The sequence below is a fragment of the Campylobacter sp. CH278 genome, from assembly GCF_004378845.1.
GTDB lineage: Bacteria > Campylobacterota > Campylobacteria > Campylobacterales > Campylobacteraceae > Campylobacter_D > Campylobacter_D jejuni.
Genome location: NZ_RYXZ01000001.1, coordinates 99,025 through 117,565, shown reverse-complemented (window position 1 = coordinate 117,565; position 18,541 = coordinate 99,025). Strand labels below are relative to the sequence as shown.

Sequence of the window (18,541 nt, the reverse complement as noted above, 5' to 3'; positions counted from 1 at the left end):
AAACGATTAAGCTTTAATTAATATATTTTTATATATGATTTTGAAATTTTATTATTTTAAAAGGAGAAAAAATGAAACTGATGTGCGAGATGTGTAGTATCTAGTGCGTCCTTTGGCTTAACATTATGTTTCCAAAGGTCCAAAAAGTGGATAAGGAGATATAATGTGTAAGAAAGTCAAAAAAGTTTATTTTTTCAAAATACTCATTTAAAATCTTAACTTACAAAAATTTCTCTAATAAAATTTAATTCAAAATATCTTCTTATCCTTAATTTTAATTTAAGGAGTAAAAATGAATTTACCTATACTTGATTTACAAGCTTATGAAAAAGATAAAAGCACTTTTCTTAAAAATTTAAGAGAAATTGCTTCTAAAATAGGTTTTTTTTATCTTATCAATACTGGTATAGATAAAAATTTAAACGAGAAATTATTCAAACTTGGCAAAGAATTTTTTAATCTTTCTAGAAGTTCGAAAGAGCTTATTTCTATGGTACATTCTCCTCAATTTAGAGGTTATACTAGCGAAGGTTTTGAATACACAGCAGGATCTAAGGATTATAGAGAACAACTGGATATAGGCACAGAAAGAGATGCTTTAAACTGGAATTTAAACTCACCCTTATGGCAAAGACTAGAAGGTCCTAATCTTTGGCCTAGTGAAATTCCAGAACTTAAAAAAACTTTCTTAACTTGGCACAAACAAACCAAAAAAGCTTGTTTAAAGCTTTTAAAAGCCTTTGCTCAAGCTCTTGATCTACCTAGCAATGCTTTTGATAAACTTTATGGAGAAAATTCTTACGAACATTGTAAAATCATACATTATCCAAAAAGCTCAAAAAATATCACTCAAGGCGTAGGTTCACATAAAGATGGTGGGCTTATCACTTTTGTTTTTCAAGAAAAACAAAGCGGACTTGAAGCTTTTATAGATGGTAAATGGCTTAGTATACCCCCACTTGAAAATAGCGTTGTAGTTAATATAGGAGAATTTTTAGAACTAGCTACCAATGGCTATTTAAAAGCTACTATTCACCGCGTGAATTTAAGCCCAAAAGAACGCTTTAGCATAGCTTATTTTCTTGGAGTGCAACTTGATAAGGATATACCTATTTTTAAGTTAAATCCAGAGCTTGCTAAAGAAAGCAAAGGTGTGGATACTGATCCTAAAAATCCACTTTTAAGAAATGTTGCAAGTAATTATTTTAAAAGAATGATACGCTCTCATCCTGATGTAGCAAGCATTTATCATAGTGACTTGATAGAAAAATTTAGTTTTGCGTAAAGGAGAAAAAATGACTTTATTTACTAAAGCTTTTTGCGTCGCTACTCTTTTTACCGGTTTTGCATGGGCAAATGAAGAACTTAAAGTTGGCTCTTCTATAACACCTCATGCAGATATTTTAAGATTTATAAAATCAGCACTTCAAAAACAAGGTTATGATTTAAAAATTTATGAATTCAATGATGGAGTAATCCCTAATGTAATGGTTGAAAATGGTGAGTTAGATGCTAATTATTTTCAGCATGAACCCTATTTAAAAGAATTCAATCAAAGGCAAGGCACCCATCTTGTAAAAGTTGCTAGCATCCATATAGAACCTATGGCGGTGTATTCTAAAAAACATAAAAAATTTAACCCCAAGGAAGGACAAAGCATTTCTATACCCAATAATCCTACAAATGAAAGCCGTGCTTTACGCATTATAGCAAGCAAAGGACTTATAGAAGTTAAGGATAATGAGCTCATCACTCCTTTAGATATCACTAAAAATCCTAAGAAGCTTAAATTTGTAGAGTTAAAAGACGCTCAACTTACAAGAAGTTTAGATGATGTAGATTATTCTCTTATTAATAGCAATTTTGCTATTTTAGTAGGTTTAAACCCTGTAAAAGATGGGCTTTATACAGAAAGTAAGTATAGTGAATATGGCAATATCATCGCCGTTAAAGAAGGTAATGAAAACCTTCCTAAAATCAAAGCCCTAGTAAAGGCTTTGCAAAGCGATGAAGTTAAAAAATTTATAGAAGAAAAATATCAGGGTGCTTTAATCCCTACATTTTAAGGAGAACAAATATGAAAAATTCAATCATTTCTTATCCAAGAATAGGTGCAAATAGAGAATTAAAATTTGCTATTGAAAAATACTTTAAAAACCAAAGTTCAAAAGAGGAGCTTTTAAAAAGCGCTAAGGATTTAAGGATTAGACACTGGCAAGAAATTCAAAAAGCTGGCATTGATTTTATCCCTAGTAATGATTTTTCACTTTATGATAATGTCTTAGATGCGGCTGTGCTTTTTAACATTGTTCATACAAAGTATAAAAATTTAAATTTAGATGCTTTAGATGAATACTTTGCTCAAAGTCGAGGTTATCAAGGAGAAAATGGAGATGTTACAGCCTTAGCAATGAAAAAATGGTTCAATACAAATTATCATTATTTGGTGCCTGAGTGCGATAATGCTGATATTATAGCTTTAACAGGGGATAAAATTTTTAAAGAATATCTCGAAGCTAAAGAGCTTGGCATAGAAAGCAAGCCTGTTTTAATAGGCATTTTCACACTTTTTAAACTCATTGCCTTTAAAGATGAAAAAACTCAAAAACTCGCCAAAGAAAAGCTTTTAAACGCTTACATAGAGCTTTTTGATAAACTAAATGAACTTAAAGTGACATGGCTTGAACTTGATGAGCCTTATTTGGTTTATGATTTAAGCAAGGAAGATATCGCTTTGTTCGAAGAATTTTACCAAGAACTTTTAAATCACAAAAAAAATCTTAAAATTTTACTTCAAAGCTATTTTGGAGACTTAAGAGATATTTATCCTAAACTTTTAGAAAGCAAATTTGATGCTTTGGGGCTTGATTTTATCGAAGGTAAACAAAGCTTAGCCTTAGTTCAAAAATACGGCTTTGCTAAAGATAAAATCCTTTTTGCAGGTCTTATTAACGGCAAAAATATCTATGCTAATGATTATGCTAAAAGCCTAAAGCTTATTAAAGAGCTTCAAAAATATACACAAAATATCATCTTAAACACTTCTTGCTCACTTTTACATGTGCCTTATAGCACTGAATTTGAAAGCAAATTGGATCCAAGCTATCTTAAACTTTTTGCCTTTGCTAAAGAAAAACTTCAAGAACTTAAAGATTTAAAAGAAATTCTAAATTCTAGCGAAGAAAATCCGCTCTTTAGAGCCAATCAAGAGCTTTTTAAAAATATCCCAGAGCGTTTAGATGAAAAAGTCAAAGCAAGGCTTAAGGCTTTAAAAAAAGAAGATTTTACCAGAACGCCTAGTTTTAAAGAACGCGCCTTAATCCAAAAAGAATTTTTAAAACTCCCTCTTTTACCAACCACAACCATAGGTTCCTTTCCTCAAAGTGCCGATGTAAGATCTAATCGCCTTGCCTTTAAGCAAGAAAAAATTTCAGCTCAAAACTACACTGAATTTAACCAACAAAAAATCAAAGAATGCATACAAATTCAAGAAGAAATAGGACTTGATGTTTTAGTGCATGGAGAATTTGAAAGAAATGATATGGTGGAGTATTTTGGAGAGAATTTAAAGGGCTTTTTATTTACTCAAAATGGCTGGGTTCAAAGCTATGGCACAAGGTGCGTTAAGCCTCCTGTAATTTGGGGTGATGTATCACGCACAAAGCCTATCACCTTAGCTTGGTCTAAATTTGCACAAAGTTTAAGTCAAAAAATCATAAAAGGTATGCTAACTGGACCTGTAACCATACTTAATTGGTCCTTTCCAAGAGAAGACATCAGTCTAAAAGAAAGTACTGAGCAAATTGCCTTAGCTATAAGAGATGAAGTGTTAGATCTTGAAAATGCAGGTATAAAAATCATACAAATTGATGAAGCGGCCTTACGTGAAAAACTGCCTTTAAGAAAAAGTGATTGGCATAGTGAGTATTTAGATTGGGCTATTCCTGCTTTTAATCTTGTGCATAGTGGGGTAAAAGCTAAAACTCAAATTCACACTCATATGTGCTATAGCGAATTTAGCGATATCTTAAAAGAAATTGACGCTATGGATGCTGATGTGATTTCTTTTGAAGCTTCAAGATCAAACTTAAGTCTTTTAGATACCCTAAAAGCTATTCATTTTAAAACTGAGGTGGGACCAGGAGTTTATGATATACATAGCCCTAGAGTTCCAAGCATAGAAGAGCTAAACTTAACCATAGAAAAAATTTTAAACAAATTACCTAAGGAGCAAATTTGGATCAATCCAGACTGCGGACTTAAGACAAGAGCTTATGAAGAAGTTATAGCCTCTCTTAAAAATTTAGTTACGGCTACGCAAAAAATACGAAAACAATTATAAGGAGTTTTTATGTGTAATTTTTCTTTTGAAGTTTTTCCACCAAGAAAGGATGAAAATATCAAAAATCTTCATGCTATCTTAGATGATTTAGGACAATTAAGCCCTAATTTTATCAGCGTAACCTTTGGAGCTGGAGGCTCTATTAACTCACAAAACACTTTAGAAATTGCAAGCTTAATCCAGAAAGAATATCAAATTCCTAGTATAGTACATTTACCTTGCATCCATTCTAGTAAAGAAAAAATCACTCAGATACTTCAAAAATGCAAAGAAAAAAATCTTAATCAAATTCTTGCTCTAAGAGGCGACATATGTGAGAATTTAGAAAAAAGCAAAGATTTTTCTTATGCTAGTGATTTAATTTCTTTTATAAAAAAACAAGAATATTTTGAAATTTATGCCGCATGCTATCCTGAAAAACATAATGAATCTAAAAATTTCATCGAGGATATACACCATCTTAAAACTAAGGTAAATGCAGGAACAGACAAGCTCATTACTCAACTTTTTTACGATAATGAAGATTTTTATACTTTTAAACAAAATTGTGCTTTAGCAGGTATTGACATACCTATTTACGCAGGTATTATGCCTATTACTAACAAAAGACAGGTTTTAAAAATTTCTCAACTTTGCGGAGCTAAAATCCCTCCTAAATTTGTTAAAATTTTAGAAAAATATGAAAATAATACTTTGGCTTTAGAAGATGCAGGTATCGCGTATGCTTGCGATCAAATTGTCGATTTAATCACAAGTGGCGTAGATGGAATTCATCTTTATACTATGAATAAATCCAAAGCGGCTATTAAAATTTATGAAGCTGTAAAGCATTTGCTTAAAGAAGAGCTTCATGCTTAGAAAATAAACTATTTTTTGCTTTTATCTTAACTTATTTTCATTTTTTAGCTTATGGTTTTCTATAAGTAAAACAAAAATTAAAGATAAAAGCAAACCTGGTATAACACCCAAACAAAGATAGAAAAAAGAATTATATTTAAAAAAGAAGAAAAGTGCACCAAAAAGCATTAAAGCTAAAGATGCACCTTTGAAAAATTCTAAAATATAGATCAATGACCTTCCTCAACAACAGTTGCACCCGCTAAATATACATAAGTTAAAATCATAAAAATAAAAGCTTGTAAAAATGCCATAAAAGTTAAAAGCACATAAGCGGGAAGTGGAGCTATATAAGGAACTAAAGCTAAAATTACCATCAAAAATAAATCGTCACCTTTAATATTTCCAAACAAACGGAAGGACAAAGAAACCACACGAGAAAGATGAGAAACTATCTCTATAGGAAACATCAAAGGAGCTAAAAGTTTAATAGGTCCCATGAAATGAGCAAAATACTTTACAAAACCTTGTGCCCTAATACCCTCAAAATGATAATATACAAAAACTACAATAGCCAAGGACAAAGTCAAATTTAAACTTGCAGTTGGAGAGTGAAAACCAGGTATTATGCCTATAATATTACTAAAAAACACTATAATCCCCAAAGTTGCAACCAAAGGAAGATATTTTCTTGCACCTTTTTCACTTCCCATGGTATCTCTACCCATAGATAAAACTCCCTCTAAAAAAGCCTCACCTAAATTTTGCATACCGCGTGGAACAAGTTGCATAGAACGAGTAGCCATCATAGCCACTATAACAGCAATTAAAGCTACCAAACCTATGTGAAAAAAATAAGAAAAAGTATGACTTGCATCAAGCAAAGAGCTAAATAAAAATAAATCTTTCATGGTTTCCTCAAAAATTTTATTCTAAACTCGGAATTTTAGCAAAATCTTACTTATATTTTAATGAAAATTTACATCCATTCTAAAACTTGCGAAAGATCTTTAGCAACAAAACACTTAATCCTTATATCTTCCAAAGGCTTAGAAGGAACAATGGCATTTTTAAATTTTTGCATTTTAGCTTCTTTTAAACGCGTATCAAGGCTAAAAACCTCTCTAATTTCTCCATTTAAACTAAGCTCCCCTATAAAAATACTATCTTTGCTCAAAGGGCGATTTTTAAAACTTGAAATAATAGCTGCAACCACAGCCAAATCCGCAGCAGTTTCACTTACTTTTACTCCGCCGCTAATATTTACAAATACATCATAATGCCCTAAAGGAATTTCAAGTTTTCTTTCAAGCAAAGCCAAAAGCATATCTAAGCGATTTTTTTCATATCCTGTAGCGCTGCGTTTTGGATAAGAACTTTCACACACTAAAGCTTGAACTTCTAAAACCAAGGCACGAGATCCTTCCATCACAACACCTAAAGCACTTCCTGAAATAGCCTTTCCACGAGTAAAAAAACGATTTGCTAAATCTTTTGCGCTAATCAAACCCTTAGCAGTCATCTCAAAAATACCTACTTCATTCGTTCCACCAAAACGATTTTTAAAGCCTCTTAAAAGTCTGATTTCTTTAGTGGCATCTCCTTCAAAATAAAGCACCACATCTACCATATGCTCAAGAACCCTAGGCCCTGCTATAGCACCTTCTTTAGTAATATGCCCTATGATAAAAGTACTGATATTATAAGCCTTGCTAACACGCATAAGTTCAAAAGTAATCTCACGCACCTGAGTGATGCTTCCTGCTGCTGAAGTGATTTTATTTGAATATAGAGTTTGTATAGAATCAACGATAAGAATGCTATAATCTTTTTTGTGCAATTCTTCTAAAATATTTTCAAGGCAAAGTTCAGTAAGTAAAAATAAATTCGGAGTATTAGCCTCAAGACGATCAGCTCTTAATTTAATCTGGGCTTTACTTTCTTCGCCACTGACATAAAGCACTTTTTTACCCTGTTTAGCTAAATTTGAAGCAATTTTTAACAAAAGCGTAGATTTTCCCACACCTGGACTTCCGCCTATAAGCACTAAAGAACCTTCAACAAGCCCTCCGCCTAAAACCAAATCAAGCTCATTATCATCTGTGCTGTATCTTGTAAAATGTTCTAACTCCACATCTTCAATACAAACAGCCTCACTTGTTTTCATACTAACTTGCGCAAGCTCTTTTAAAACTTTAATTTGCTCAGCTTTTAATTCTACAAAACTATCCCAAGCTCCACAATCAGGACATTTTCCAAGCCATTTGCTTTGTTGATTTCCACAAGCTTGACATTCAAAAAGTGCTTTATTTTTTGCCATTATTCAAAAATAGGATCTAATAAAGTATCTAAGTAAGCACTTGCATTAAATTCTTGCAAATCCGTCATTTGCTCACCCACGCCTACATAAAAAATAGGAAGCTCAAGCTCTCTTGCTATACTAAAAAGTGCACCCCCTTTAGCTGTCCCATCAAGCTTTGTAATAATCACACCATCAAGTTTTACAAGCTCATTAAAAGCTTTAGCTTGTAAAATTCCAGCATTTCCCTGTGTTCCATCTAAAACTAAAATTTTTCTATGGGGTGCGCCTTCTAAAGCTTTGTTTGAAATTCTTACAATTTTTTCAAGCTCATGAGCTAAATTTTTTTGATTTTGCAAACGGCCTGCTGTATCGATAATTACTCTATCAAAATCCTTTGCTTTTGCTTTAGAAATGGCATCAAAAGCAACCGCTGAAGGATCATGCCCTTGTGCAGTTAAAACTATATCTACATCCACTTTTTGCGCCCAAAGTTTTAATTGCTCAATCGCACCTGCTCTAAAAGTATCACACGCTCCTAAAATCACTTTTTGATTTTGGTTTTTGTATAAATAAGCAAGCTTGGCAATACTTGTTGTTTTTCCTGCTCCATTTACTCCTAAAATAAGCTCTACAAAAGGTTTTTCTTGATTGGTTTCTTTTTTTTCATAAAGAAAATAAGAACCCATAACACGCTTTAAATCTTCTTTTTTTACTTCATTTTGAGGTGGTAAATAATAAATTATCTCTTCAACTATTTCATAACTTACATCTGCTTCAAGCAAAATTTCTTCAAGCAAATCTTTGGTTATCTTTTTATTCTCTCCTTTAACTCCAACAATATTTTCAAGAGTTTTTGCAAGTCCTTTTTTAAAAAAATTAAACATTAAAGTATAGCCTTTTGTATATCAATTTCTAGCATTTCTTCAGGAATAAGCCCTAAATACTGATTAATCAATTTAGAATGCTTGTTGTAAAGAAACATGGTAGGAATTCCATTTACCCCACCTAAAGCTTTAGCTAAAAGATAGTTATTTTCACCATTAGCGACTTTATAAGATATTTTATGCTGTTCTATAAATTTTTGAATCTCATCGTTAGATTTATCTTCTAATAAAACCCCAACTATATTAAAATCATTATTATACTTTTCTTGTAATTTATTAAGATGAGGGATTTCAGCAATGCAAGGGGTACACCAAGTGGTAAAAAATACAAACAAAGTTGCCTTATCTTCATCGTTGAAATTTAAAACGGCATTTTCTTTTTTAATTGAAATTGATCCTCCATCAATCAAATTAAGTTTAAAATTCATATCATCACTTTGATTGATACTTGCCTCGGTGCTTAAATTTACATCATTTTGCTGCTTTTCTTTATCATTGCTACAAGCAACAAACAAACAAGATATTGCCACTAGTAAAAGTATTTTTTTAATCTTCATTATTTATCAATCCTTTATTCTTCTTTATAAAAATGCTAAAATTATAACATACATAAGATAATATTTTTTTAAAGGCATATTAATGGAAAAAACAGATTTTAGGGCATTGCAAAAAATACGCCTTTTCAAATATTCAAAGCTAAATTTCAAACAAGATTATAAAATATTTAAAGAATGTCTTAAAATAATAAAACTATTTAAAGCTAAAAATATTTTAATTTTTATTCCTTTGCATTATGAACCAAACTTAATAAAATTTCGCCATATTCTTAATAAAAATTACAAACTTTTTGTTCCATTTATGCAAGATAAAAGTTTAAAAATTGTAAAATTAAGATTGCCTTTTATTAAAAAAAGGTTTGGGGTTTTAGAGCCTATAGATTCTTTTTTTAAAGCAAAAATTGATTTAGCTATTGTGCCTGTAATTGGTGTCGATAAAAATTTAAAAAGAATAGGACATGGGCAAGGTTTTTATGATAGATTTTTTGAAAATTTAAATTACAAACCTCATATAATATTTGTCCAAAGTATAGATGCTTTAAGTCAAAATAATCTAACACAAAAGCATGATATTTCAGGAAAATTATACATAAACCCTTATAAAAAATATTACAAGAAAGAAAGAAAAAATGATAGAATCACTTATCGCACTTATAGCCGCTATAGTCGGACTCGGTATAGGATATTTAGTTGCAAAAAAAATCAATGATGGCAAATATGAAATTTTCGTAGAACAAGCCAAAGCTAAAGCCAAAGCTATAGAATACGAAGCGGAGCTTATTTTAAAAGATGCAAAAAATTCAATTCTTAATGCAGAATTAGAAGTTAAAAAAAAATACGAAGAAAAAACTCACAAAATTCAAAAAGATTTTAATCAAAAATTTGATGATCTTTCTAAAAAAGAACAAAAACTTCAGCAAGAAGAAGAAAAACTAAAAGAAGATAAAGAATACCTTTGCAAGTCACAAAAACACATTCAAGACTTACAATCTGATGTTGATAAATTAAAAAATAAATATCAAGAAAAACTTGACGATGTTTTAAAAATTTTAGAACATTCTACAGGACTTACACAAAATGAAGCCAAAGAAATCATTCTTAAAAAAGTAGAAGAAAATTCTCGCGAGCAAATTGCACATATAGTAAGAAAATATGAAGAAGAAGCAAAAAATGAAGCCAAAAGAAAAGCTAATTTCATTATTGCTCAAGCTACTTCTCGTTTTGCAGGTGAATTTGCAGCTGAAAGACTTATCAATGTTATTAACATTAAAAACGATGAACTTAAAGGACGCATCATTGGTAAAGAAGGGCGCAATGTTAAAACCTTAGAAATGGTTTTAGGTGTTGATATTATCATCGATGATACACCAGGTGCTATTATAGTAAGTTGTTTTAATCTTTATCGCCGTGCTATTGCTACAAAAGTTATAGAACTTTTAGTTGAAGATGGTAGAATTCAACCCGCGCGCATAGAAGAAATTCACGAAAAAGTGTGTAAAGAATTTGATAGTGCTATTCTAGAAGAAGGCGAAACCATAGTTATGGATCTAGGTTTAAATAAAATACACCCTGAAATTGTAAAACTCATAGGAAAACTCAAATACCGAGCAAGCTATGGACAAAACGCTTTAGCACATTCTTTGGAAGTGGCTCACCTTGCAGGAATCATTGCTGCTGAGTGTGGTGGGGATGAGAATTTAGCACGTCGTGCGGGAATTTTACATGATATAGGAAAAGCATTAACCCACGATTTTGAAGGATCTCATGTGGATTTAGGTGCAGAACTTTGCAAACGCTATAAAGAGCATCCTGTAGTAATCAATGCTATTTACGCACATCATGGACACGAAGAAGCTACAAGCATAGAATCAGCAGCTGTTTGTGCAGCAGATACTTTAAGTGCTGCACGACCTGGAGCTAGAAGAGAAGTATTAGAAGCTTTCTTAAAAAGAGTCAGTGAGTTAGAAGATATCGCTAAAAGTAAAGAAGGAATTAAAAATGCCTATGCAATCAATGCCGGAAGAGAAATTCGCGTCATAGCCAATGCTCAGCTTGTTAATGATGATGAAAGTGTACTTTTGGCTAAGGAAATAGCAGCTGAAATTCAAGAAAAAATGCAATATCCTGGTGAAATTAAAGTCAATGTTATACGTGAACTTAGAGCTGTAGAATACGCTAAATAAGGTTTATTATGCAAGATATGATTGATACTTTAATAAAATATGGTTATATTGTTTTATTCTTTTACTCTTTAGGAGGCGGAATGGTTGGAATTTTAGCTGCAGGAGTTTTAAGTTCTCAAGGAAAAATGGATCTTAGTTTTTGCATTGCTCTTGCTTTTATTGCTAATACCATAGGTTCAACTTTGCTTTTTATACTTGGAAAATATTATAAAAAAGATATTATGCCTTATTTTAAAAAACACCGACGCAAGCTAGCCCTTGCTATGATGAAAACAAAACAACACGGAATTATTTTACTTGTAACTCAAAAATTTATTTATGGTTTAAAAACTTTCATTCCCATAGCTGCAGGTATGGCAAAATATAATTTTATTAAATTTTTTATTATCAATACTCTAGCTAGTTTGGCATGGGCTATTGTTCTAGGTTTTGCTGCTTATACTTTTGGGTATGTTATTGAAGCAATTTTTGATAAACTGAGTTTATATCCTTATGCCGCTCCTTTATTTTTATTATTTTTAGCTGGAATAATTTGGCTTTATTTAAGTAAATTTTCCAAAAAATAATGTCTCTATGGAATTCTTTTTCTTACTCTTTTAAAGAATTTCATTATTTATTTTTATCTGTTGTTATTATTTTTATTTTTAATATCCTTTTAGAATATAATAATTTTTTAAAATTTAAAAACCAAAAACATTACTTTATAAATAACGCTCTATTAACGCACCAATATACAAAATATAATAAAAAAAATAAAAAATACTGGGTTTTAAAGTTACAAACTGAAAACTTCACTTTTTATACTACAAGTTTTAAGGATTTAAATTTAAGCAAGAATCAACTTTTAAGCCTTAGAATTATCACCCATAATATTAACTTTAAAGACTATCTGAGCAAAAGTTTTTATGCACCTTCTTACGATTTTGAAAAATTAAAAGAAAAAGAATACAATCCCATTATATCTTACTTCTTAAATCAACATACAAATGAAAAAATTAAAGAATTTTATAGTGCTTTATTTTTTGCACTGCCCATATCTTTAGAGCTTAGAAACGATGTAAATTACTACGGCATAGCACACCTTATAGCAATTAGCGGTTATCACATAGGCTTGCTTTTTAGTTTAATTTTCTTTATTTTAGCTCCAATTTATAGTTTTTTCCAAAAAAGATATTTTCCTTATAGAAATTTACGTTTAGATTTAAGTATTTTAATTTTTACACTACTTTTAGCTTATGCTTGTTTAATAGGATTTGTCCCTTCTTTTGTGCGCTCCTTGATTATGGCTTTTTGGGTTTTTTATCTATTGTGTAAAAATATAAAAATTATTAATTTCTTTACGCTTTTTTGTAGTATTTTATTGTGCATTTCTCTTTACCCTAGACTTTTATTTAGTATTGGATTTTTATTTTCTATTTTAGGTGTTTTTTATATTTTTTTATATATGCATCATTTTGCAAATAAATTTAATAATCTTATAAATATTATTTTGCTTAATATTTGGACTTTTTTTGCTATGGTTTTACCTGTGCTTTATTTTTTTCCACTTATAAGCTACCAACAAATTTTAGGTATTATTTTGAGTGGAATTTTTGTAATATTTTATCCTTTAGTATTATTTTTACATCTTATAAACTATGGAGATTTGTTCAATTTTATCTTGGATGAATTTTTTAAATTTAAAATTTATGGAACTAATATCCATATCCCATTTTGGATTTTTATAAGTTATCTTATTGCTTCTTTAATCTCTGTACGATTTAAATATCTAGCTTTTCTTTGTATTTTTGCGAATTTTATTCCCTTCATTATGATTGTGATTTAGAAAATAATAGAGTTTAAGCCCAAAAAGATAAATAATCCAAGAAATATAAATCCAAATAAAAAAGAATAAAATAGTAGAAAAAGATCCATAAACACTAGCGTATGTTTTATTATATACCACATAATATACAAATAAATTTTTTCCTATATACCAAATAGCACCCGCTCCAAAAGATACTAAAGCTAAACTTTTAAGAGTTCCCTTATGAACAGAACTTGAATAAGATATAAAAAATAAACCCCAAATAATTACAAAGGGTAAAATTTCAAAAAAATTAAACCCTATTTTATAATCATCCAAAGTTTGTTGGATAAAACCTGAAATATAAAAACTAAGCCCAAGCCCCAAAGGAACAAGAGTTAAAAGAGTCCAATAAGAACTAATGCTTTGCCAAAGTCCTTTAGGTTCATTTTTAGTAATACGATTGATTACAAAATCATAGCCTGAAAAAAAAGCTAAAGAAGTAAATGCCATAGCAATAAGACCTACAATACCCAAATTTACACTATTTTTTAAAAAAGTATCGATGTAAGTAGCAACAACATCTTGTTGCGTTGGTATTAAAAAAGCAAAAATTACTTGCTTTGCTTTTTCATAATAAGCTTTAAAACTAGAAATTTGCGTAAAAACAGAAAAACATACAAATAAAATAGGTATTAAAGATAATACAGTATAAAAACTAAGCGCTGCTGCATAATTTAAAATTTCCTTATCACGCAAATTTAGCAAAATAGTAAAAAAATTTTTCACCTTCTAAAGTCCCATTTTAAAAGGATTTAGTATATTATTTGGATCAAAAGCTTTTTTAATATTTCTCATTAAATTCATTTCGGCTTCAGAAAAAGCTAAATTCATAAAAGGTGCTTTAGAGAGTCCGATACCATGCTCTCCGCTTAAAGTTCCTCCAAGTTTCACTGTTAATTTAAAAATCTCTTCCACAGCTTCATAGCCTTTTTTCACCTGCTCTTTATCATTTTTATCAGGAACCATAACATTAGTATGCACATTTCCATCCCCTGTATGTCCAAAACAAGGAATTTTAAAACCATATTTTTTAGAAATCTCATCTATACCTTCAAGCAAAGCAGGTAGTTTAGAACGCGGAACTGTAATATCTTCATTAAGTTTTAAAGTTCCATACATGGCAATGCTTTGAGAACAATTTCTTCTAGCAAACCAAATATCTGCGGCTTCTTGTTCGTCTTTTGCTATTTTAAATTCACTAGCTCCAGCTTCTAAAAAATAATGTTCTAAATTTCTTAAATCCTCATCAATAGCCTCTTTAACATTACCATCCACATCAGCAATCAAAATAGCTCCAGCTTCTATAGGCAAACCTTTATTAAATTTACTCTCAACCGCTCTAATGCTAAGATTGTCTAAAAATTCCATAGATACAGGACTTACACCGCTAGCAAGGCTTTTATAAACCGCATTCATAGCACTTTTTACACTTGGAAAAATAGCAAAAGCAGTTTTTTTGAATTTAGGTAAAGGTATTAATTTTAAAGTAAGCTCACTTAAAACTGCCAAAGAACCTTCACTAGCGATTAAAATTCCTGCCAAATTATAACCTGCCACATCTTTAATAGTGCGTTTTCCTGCACGAATGATTTCTCCGCTAGGCAAAACAGCCCTTAAAGCCATCACATAATCTTTTGTAATGCCATATTTTGCAGCTCTCATTCCCCCAGCATTTTCGCTTACATTACCCCCTAAGCTAGAATACTCCATGCTAGCAGGGTCAGGCGGGTAAAAAAGTCCGTATTTAGCCACTTCTTTTTGTAAATGTATATTAATAACCCCAGGTTGCACAACAGCCACTAAATTTTCAAGATCAATTTCCAAAATTTTATTCATATGCTTTTCAAAAGCAAGCACCACCCCGCCATTAACAGCTAAAGCTCCTCCTGTAAAACCAGATCCTGAGCCTCGTGGTATGACTATGATATTATTTTCATTGCAAAATTTTAAAATTTGAGCAATATCTTCTTCATTTCTTGGAAAAAGAACCCCATCGGGTAAATAATGTTTTTTTGTCGCATCATAGCTATAAGCTCTTTTGTGAATTTCATCAAAATAAGCGTTTTCTTCTCCTAAAAAACGTTTAAAATATTGTTCAAATTCTTTTTTCATGTTTATTGCACCTTAGGAAGATTAATCAAAGCATCATAATACCTATAATAATTTCCTATTTCTTGAGAGTTAAAATCAAAAAAATTACTTTTATATCCACCTATACGAGAATAAAAAGGAACCTGAACGCTAGTTGGCTTGCTTATAGGCACTTCATAAAGCTTATTAAAATCTTGACAATCTACAACTTCTGCTTGATTTTCCAAAGCCACAACCAAAATGCCAACCGCATTATCATCACAAAATTGCCTAAAATCTGAACGCTTAGGAGAAAGAGTGGCCGTTCTAATTAATTGTGCTCCAAAAATGTCAATATGGGTAAAATATATCTGCGGAAATTCTCTAACAAGTTCATTATAAGTTTGTTCATCAGGAGCAATTACCAATCCTCTATCATAAAGAAAATTTAAAACAACCTCATCACCTACTTTAGGTAAAACATTTGGTAAAGGCAAAGCATCTTGCTTAAGAGCTGAAAAAACACTAAATTCTAATTTTGCCAAACCATTTTTTTTATCTATAACACTTGCTCTAGCGATGATACTTTGCGAATTGCTAAAATGTTGCACTACTACGCCACTTGAATAAAGTTTTATATCATCACTATCTTTAATATAACCATAAATATCATCAACTTTTACAAGTTCACTTTTTATAGGTTTTAAATCAAATCCAACCGCAAAGAGGCTAAGGTTTAAAGCTAAAAAACACACTATAGTTTTAAACAAATTTGCTCCTTAAATAAAAATTTATAGAATTATAATCCTTTTTTGTTAAGCAATTGTAAGAAAAATAAAGTAAAATATAGCTTTCAAATTTCAAAATTCTTTTAAAAATTAAGGTTATCTCATGAAAAAATTATTGCTTTTATTTATTTTTGTTGTTCAAAGTTTTGCAGCTTTAAGTGTTGAAGAGCTAACTTGGGATAATGGAGATACCTTGCTTAAATTCTTACAAAGAAATTCCATACCTATGTCACTTTATTATGGACTTGATAGAGAAGATCAAGAACTTGCTTCTGATATAGCCTATAAAATAAAATATCAAGTTTTAAAAGATGAAAACAACAACATAGAACAAGTTTTAATTCCAATTAGTGATGATTTACAAATTCATATCTATAAAGATAAAGATGGACAATACACTCTTGCTTTTACTCCTGTATCTTATCAAAAAGAAGATAGAATTTTACATTTAACCATTAAAAGTTCTGCCTATCAAGATGTCTATGAGGAAAGTGGTAGCAGTACTTTAGCTCGTGCTATGGTTCGTGCTTTTCGAGGAAGTATAAATTTTCGCAATATCCAAAAAGGTGATGAAGTAACCCTATATTATGAACAAAAAAGACGCATGGGTAAACTTTGGGGTGATATAAATATAAAAATGGCAATGGTAGAAATCAATAAAAGCGCTAGAGAAGTCTTTTCTTATAATGATATATTCTATGATCGCGATGGCAAAGAATTAGAATCTTTTTTACTTACAAAACCTGTGAACTACACTAGAATTTCCTCTCCTTTTACAACAGCAAGATATCATCCTATATTAAAACGCTATCGTGCTCATCTTGGTATAGACTATGCTGCACCTACTGGAACTCCTGTAAAAAGTGCTGGCAAAGGAGTAGTAACCTTTATAGGCACAAAAGGTGGTTATGGAAATGTAATTCAAATCAAGCATGACTCAGGTTATATGACTTTATATGCTCATCTTAGTCGTTTTGCAAAAATTAAAAACGGACAAAAGGTAAATCAAGGACAAGTAATTGCATATGTTGGTTCAACAGGTATGAGCACAGGTCCTCATTTGCATTTTGGAGTATATTTAAATAATAAAGCTATAAATCCTGCATCTGTTGTAAAAATCGCCAAATCAGAACTTAGTGGAAAAGCGAAAGAGAATTTTAAACATATCATAGCTGGATACGAGCAGGTTGTTAAAGAAGCCCTAGCCTCGAATCAACCTAATCCTCCAAAAGAAGAAGATTTTGAAAACTATATAGAATTTTAATTACTCAACAACGCTTTATCTTTTGCATTGATTAAAGAATTTAGAAGAGTTGCAAGCTCTTCTTTTTCTTTTTCATTAATTTCACAAAAATCTGCATCAATCAATTGTTTCACCAAAGCTTCATTTAATAAATCTCCATCGCCAAATTCTCTAGCTTTTTGAATGATTTTTAACACTCTTAAATCTTTTCTTTCATACATTTTAATCCTTTAAATAAACCACACTCACAAAACGCTTAGGCGTTTTATCACGACGATAAGAAAAAAAACTCTCATCGTCAAAACTACAAATTCCACAATCTTTAATATTTTCAATGCCTAAATTTTGAGCTTGAAATTTTACTAAAGCTTTTAAATCAAGTTTATCATCTTGAACAAATTTTTTAAATTCTTTTTTGGCAAATTTTAAAATTTCTCCATCTATTTTATAATTTTTAGCACAAATTCCAGGCAAAATAAAAAGATGAAATTTATTCTTATCTAAATGTGAATTTTGCATAGTAATTTGATCAACACATTCTTTTAGGATATTTTCAAAGCTTCCTTTTCTACCTGAATGTAAAGCTGCTATAATGCCACTTTCATGATATAAGATCAAAGGCAAACAATCCGCACTTAAAACACAAAGAGCGGTATTTTTTTCCTTGCTTATAAGCCCATCACAACTGAGATTTTTTAAATTTTCATCATAAATGATAACTTTATGAGAGTGAATTTGATCCATAAAAACACATTTTTCAATATCTTCAAAACCAAAATGAGAAAATAAATTCTCATTATGAATTTTAGCCCTAAAAACATTATAATCCTTATCAAAAGCACAAAAAATACCGACTTTATTATTTTCTAATAAAGATAAGAAATTCTTTCGACTTCTTCCCATGATAATCCTTTGTTTTTACCTTGCAATTGTGCATAAATATAACGAGCAAGTAAATCGCTTTCTATGTTGATTTTTCTACCTACTTGATAGTCTTTAAAAAGCGTTTCTTTAAAAGTAATAGGAATAATAGTAAGCCTAATACCATTTTTTAAAATTTCATTGATAGTAAGACTTACTCCATCAACGCCTATACTTCCTTTTTCTGCCATAAATTTCATAGCTTCTTTAGGCAAAGATATATGAAAATCCACTCCATTTTCATCTTTTTGAATTTTTTCAAGTATGCCAATAAAATCAATATGTCCTTGCATGAGATGTCCATCGATTCTATCGCCATACCTTAAAGCAGGTTCTATATGAACCTTATCTTTTAAATTTTCTATGGCTATATGAGTGCGACTTTCACGAGAAAGTTCCACTTCAAAACCCCCTTCATAAAGTTTTGTCACACTTAAACAAGCTCCATTTACCGCTATACTATCGCCAAGATTTGGGCGATATTTTGCTTTTAAGCTTAAAGTATTGTTTTGATAAGATTGAACTTTAGCAATTTCTCTTATGAGTCCATTAAACATTTTTTACC

Annotated in this window: 20 protein-coding genes; 9 read left to right on the top strand and 11 right to left on the bottom strand. The window is 30.6% G+C overall.

Annotated features, from left to right (window positions below):
• Nucleotides 1–292: 292 nt before the first annotated feature.
• From ELQ04_RS00600 to metF, 4 genes are read left to right on the top strand one after another with little or no spacing between them, the layout of a single operon-like run.
• Complete coding sequence (locus tag ELQ04_RS00600; RefSeq protein ID WP_002853499.1) at nt 293–1,285, top strand: isopenicillin N synthase family oxygenase; 993 nt, start codon at nt 293–295, stop codon at nt 1,283–1,285.
• Between the two features lie 10 nt (nt 1,286–1,295).
• On the top strand, nt 1,296–2,066 hold the full coding sequence (locus ELQ04_RS00595) for a MetQ/NlpA family ABC transporter substrate-binding protein (RefSeq protein ID WP_002937852.1): 771 nt from the start codon (nt 1,296–1,298) through the stop codon (nt 2,064–2,066).
• A gap of 11 nt (nt 2,067–2,077) precedes the next feature.
• Nucleotides 2,078–4,342 (top strand): 5-methyltetrahydropteroyltriglutamate--homocysteine S-methyltransferase, encoded by a 2,265-nt coding sequence (metE, locus tag ELQ04_RS00590; protein ID WP_002937850.1) that lies wholly within the window; start codon nt 2,078–2,080, stop codon nt 4,340–4,342.
• Nucleotides 4,343–4,351: 9 nt separating this feature from the next.
• Nucleotides 4,352–5,200, top strand: a complete 849-nt coding sequence (metF, locus tag ELQ04_RS00585) for a methylenetetrahydrofolate reductase [NAD(P)H] (protein WP_002937847.1) — start codon at nt 4,352–4,354, stop codon at nt 5,198–5,200.
• 21 nt (nt 5,201–5,221) lie between these two features.
• On the opposite strand, the gene ELQ04_RS00580 is transcribed toward metF, so the two are convergent.
• From ELQ04_RS00580 to ELQ04_RS00560, 5 genes are all read right to left on the bottom strand, one after another.
• Nucleotides 5,222–5,413, bottom strand: a complete 192-nt coding sequence (locus ELQ04_RS00580) for a membrane protein (protein WP_002937839.1) — start codon at nt 5,411–5,413, stop codon at nt 5,222–5,224.
• A complete protein-coding gene (locus ELQ04_RS00575; RefSeq protein ID WP_002937836.1) occupies nt 5,410–6,090 on the bottom strand; it encodes a F0F1 ATP synthase subunit A in 681 nt (226 codons plus the stop codon). The genes ELQ04_RS00580 and ELQ04_RS00575 overlap by 4 nt, the downstream gene beginning before the upstream one ends.
• 68 nt (nt 6,091–6,158) lie before the next feature.
• Complete coding sequence (gene radA / locus ELQ04_RS00570; RefSeq protein ID WP_002937834.1) at nt 6,159–7,499, bottom strand: DNA repair protein RadA; 1,341 nt, start codon at nt 7,497–7,499, stop codon at nt 6,159–6,161.
• Nucleotides 7,499–8,365: a signal recognition particle-docking protein FtsY gene (ftsY, locus tag ELQ04_RS00565; RefSeq protein WP_002937833.1), complete on the bottom strand. Its 867-nt coding sequence runs from the start codon at nt 8,363–8,365 to the stop codon at nt 7,499–7,501. The genes radA and ftsY overlap by 1 nt, the downstream gene beginning before the upstream one ends.
• The gene (locus tag ELQ04_RS00560) at nt 8,365–8,922 is read right to left on the bottom strand and encodes a TlpA disulfide reductase family protein (protein WP_002852864.1); all 558 of its coding nucleotides are present in this window, start codon (nt 8,920–8,922) and stop codon (nt 8,365–8,367) included. The genes ftsY and ELQ04_RS00560 overlap by 1 nt, the downstream gene beginning before the upstream one ends.
• 82 nt (nt 8,923–9,004) lie before the next feature.
• On the opposite strand from ELQ04_RS00560, the gene ELQ04_RS00555 reads away from it, so the two are divergent.
• Genes ELQ04_RS00555 through ELQ04_RS00540 form a run of 4 tightly spaced genes read left to right on the top strand, consistent with a single transcriptional unit; the run spans nt 9,005 to nt 12,930 of the window.
• Nucleotides 9,005–9,631, top strand: coding sequence for a 5-formyltetrahydrofolate cyclo-ligase (locus ELQ04_RS00555; RefSeq protein WP_002937832.1), 627 nt, complete (start codon nt 9,005–9,007; stop codon nt 9,629–9,631).
• Complete coding sequence (gene rny, locus ELQ04_RS00550; RefSeq protein ID WP_044778030.1) at nt 9,552–11,105, top strand: ribonuclease Y; 1,554 nt, start codon at nt 9,552–9,554, stop codon at nt 11,103–11,105. Before ELQ04_RS00555 ends, rny begins: the two co-directional genes overlap by 80 nt.
• 8 nt (nt 11,106–11,113) lie before the next feature.
• Nucleotides 11,114–11,671 (top strand): DedA family protein, encoded by a 558-nt coding sequence (locus ELQ04_RS00545; protein WP_002866215.1) that lies wholly within the window; start codon nt 11,114–11,116, stop codon nt 11,669–11,671.
• Nucleotides 11,671–12,930, top strand: a complete 1,260-nt coding sequence (locus tag ELQ04_RS00540; RefSeq protein WP_134224412.1) for a ComEC/Rec2 family competence protein — start codon at nt 11,671–11,673, stop codon at nt 12,928–12,930. The genes ELQ04_RS00545 and ELQ04_RS00540 overlap by 1 nt, the downstream gene beginning before the upstream one ends.
• Here ELQ04_RS00540 and ELQ04_RS00535 read toward each other — a convergent pair.
• Genes ELQ04_RS00535 through ELQ04_RS00525 form a run of 3 tightly spaced genes read right to left on the bottom strand, consistent with a single transcriptional unit; the run spans nt 12,874 to nt 15,794 of the window.
• The gene (locus ELQ04_RS00535) at nt 12,874–13,680 is read right to left on the bottom strand and encodes a YihY/virulence factor BrkB family protein (RefSeq protein ID WP_002933815.1); all 807 of its coding nucleotides are present in this window, start codon (nt 13,678–13,680) and stop codon (nt 12,874–12,876) included. The genes ELQ04_RS00540 and ELQ04_RS00535 overlap by 57 nt on opposite strands.
• A gap of 3 nt (nt 13,681–13,683) precedes the next feature.
• A complete protein-coding gene (locus ELQ04_RS00530; protein WP_002937828.1) occupies nt 13,684–15,066 on the bottom strand; it encodes an FAD-linked oxidase C-terminal domain-containing protein in 1,383 nt (460 codons plus the stop codon).
• Between the two features lie 2 nt (nt 15,067–15,068).
• The gene (locus ELQ04_RS00525; RefSeq protein ID WP_002853792.1) at nt 15,069–15,794 is read right to left on the bottom strand and encodes a plasminogen-binding N-terminal domain-containing protein; all 726 of its coding nucleotides are present in this window, start codon (nt 15,792–15,794) and stop codon (nt 15,069–15,071) included.
• Between the two features lie 121 nt (nt 15,795–15,915).
• Here ELQ04_RS00525 and ELQ04_RS00520 point away from each other — a divergent pair, with 121 nt between their 5' ends.
• Nucleotides 15,916–17,076 carry a M23 family metallopeptidase gene (locus ELQ04_RS00520; protein ID WP_002852845.1) on the top strand — a complete coding sequence of 387 codons (1,161 nt, stop codon included), beginning with the start codon at nt 15,916–15,918 and terminating at the stop codon, nt 17,074–17,076.
• Here the strand turns inward: ELQ04_RS00520 and ELQ04_RS00515 are convergent.
• From ELQ04_RS00515 to ELQ04_RS00505, 3 genes are read right to left on the bottom strand one after another with little or no spacing between them, the layout of a single operon-like run.
• The gene (locus tag ELQ04_RS00515; RefSeq protein ID WP_002853612.1) at nt 17,073–17,276 is read right to left on the bottom strand and encodes a hypothetical protein; all 204 of its coding nucleotides are present in this window, start codon (nt 17,274–17,276) and stop codon (nt 17,073–17,075) included. The genes ELQ04_RS00520 and ELQ04_RS00515 overlap by 4 nt on opposite strands.
• A gap of 1 nt (nt 17,277) precedes the next feature.
• A complete protein-coding gene (locus tag ELQ04_RS00510; protein ID WP_002937827.1) occupies nt 17,278–17,958 on the bottom strand; it encodes a laccase domain-containing protein in 681 nt (226 codons plus the stop codon).
• Nucleotides 17,922–18,533: a riboflavin synthase gene (locus ELQ04_RS00505; RefSeq protein WP_002937824.1), complete on the bottom strand. Its 612-nt coding sequence runs from the start codon at nt 18,531–18,533 to the stop codon at nt 17,922–17,924. The genes ELQ04_RS00510 and ELQ04_RS00505 overlap by 37 nt, the downstream gene beginning before the upstream one ends.
• Nucleotides 18,534–18,541 lie beyond the last annotated feature (8 nt).

What these genes read in the sequence shown, in the direction of transcription:
- ELQ04_RS00510 (WP_002937827.1), bottom strand. Translation starts at nt 17,958, where the DNA reads ATGGGAAGAAGTCGAAAGAATTTCTTATCTTTATTAGAAAATAATAAA.
- ELQ04_RS00575 (WP_002937836.1), bottom strand. Translation starts at nt 6,090, where the DNA reads ATGAAAGATTTATTTTTATTTAGCTCTTTGCTTGATGCAAGTCATACT.
- ELQ04_RS00520 (WP_002852845.1), top strand. Translation starts at nt 15,916, where the DNA reads ATGAAAAAATTATTGCTTTTATTTATTTTTGTTGTTCAAAGTTTTGCA.
- ELQ04_RS00555 (WP_002937832.1), top strand. Translation starts at nt 9,005, where the DNA reads ATGGAAAAAACAGATTTTAGGGCATTGCAAAAAATACGCCTTTTCAAA.
- ELQ04_RS00540 (WP_134224412.1), top strand. Translation starts at nt 11,671, where the DNA reads ATGTCTCTATGGAATTCTTTTTCTTACTCTTTTAAAGAATTTCATTAT.
- ELQ04_RS00505 (WP_002937824.1), bottom strand. Translation starts at nt 18,533, where the DNA reads ATGTTTAATGGACTCATAAGAGAAATTGCTAAAGTTCAATCTTATCAA.
- ELQ04_RS00595 (WP_002937852.1), top strand. Translation starts at nt 1,296, where the DNA reads ATGACTTTATTTACTAAAGCTTTTTGCGTCGCTACTCTTTTTACCGGT.
- ELQ04_RS00600 (WP_002853499.1), top strand. Translation starts at nt 293, where the DNA reads ATGAATTTACCTATACTTGATTTACAAGCTTATGAAAAAGATAAAAGC.
- rny (WP_044778030.1), top strand. Translation starts at nt 9,552, where the DNA reads ATGATAGAATCACTTATCGCACTTATAGCCGCTATAGTCGGACTCGGT.
- ftsY (WP_002937833.1), bottom strand. Translation starts at nt 8,365, where the DNA reads ATGTTTAATTTTTTTAAAAAAGGACTTGCAAAAACTCTTGAAAATATT.
- ELQ04_RS00515 (WP_002853612.1), bottom strand. Translation starts at nt 17,276, where the DNA reads ATGTATGAAAGAAAAGATTTAAGAGTGTTAAAAATCATTCAAAAAGCT.
- ELQ04_RS00560 (WP_002852864.1), bottom strand. Translation starts at nt 8,922, where the DNA reads ATGAAGATTAAAAAAATACTTTTACTAGTGGCAATATCTTGTTTGTTT.
- radA (WP_002937834.1), bottom strand. Translation starts at nt 7,499, where the DNA reads ATGGCAAAAAATAAAGCACTTTTTGAATGTCAAGCTTGTGGAAATCAA.
- metF (WP_002937847.1), top strand. Translation starts at nt 4,352, where the DNA reads ATGTGTAATTTTTCTTTTGAAGTTTTTCCACCAAGAAAGGATGAAAAT.
- ELQ04_RS00530 (WP_002937828.1), bottom strand. Translation starts at nt 15,066, where the DNA reads ATGAAAAAAGAATTTGAACAATATTTTAAACGTTTTTTAGGAGAAGAA.
- metE (WP_002937850.1), top strand. Translation starts at nt 2,078, where the DNA reads ATGAAAAATTCAATCATTTCTTATCCAAGAATAGGTGCAAATAGAGAA.
- ELQ04_RS00545 (WP_002866215.1), top strand. Translation starts at nt 11,114, where the DNA reads ATGCAAGATATGATTGATACTTTAATAAAATATGGTTATATTGTTTTA.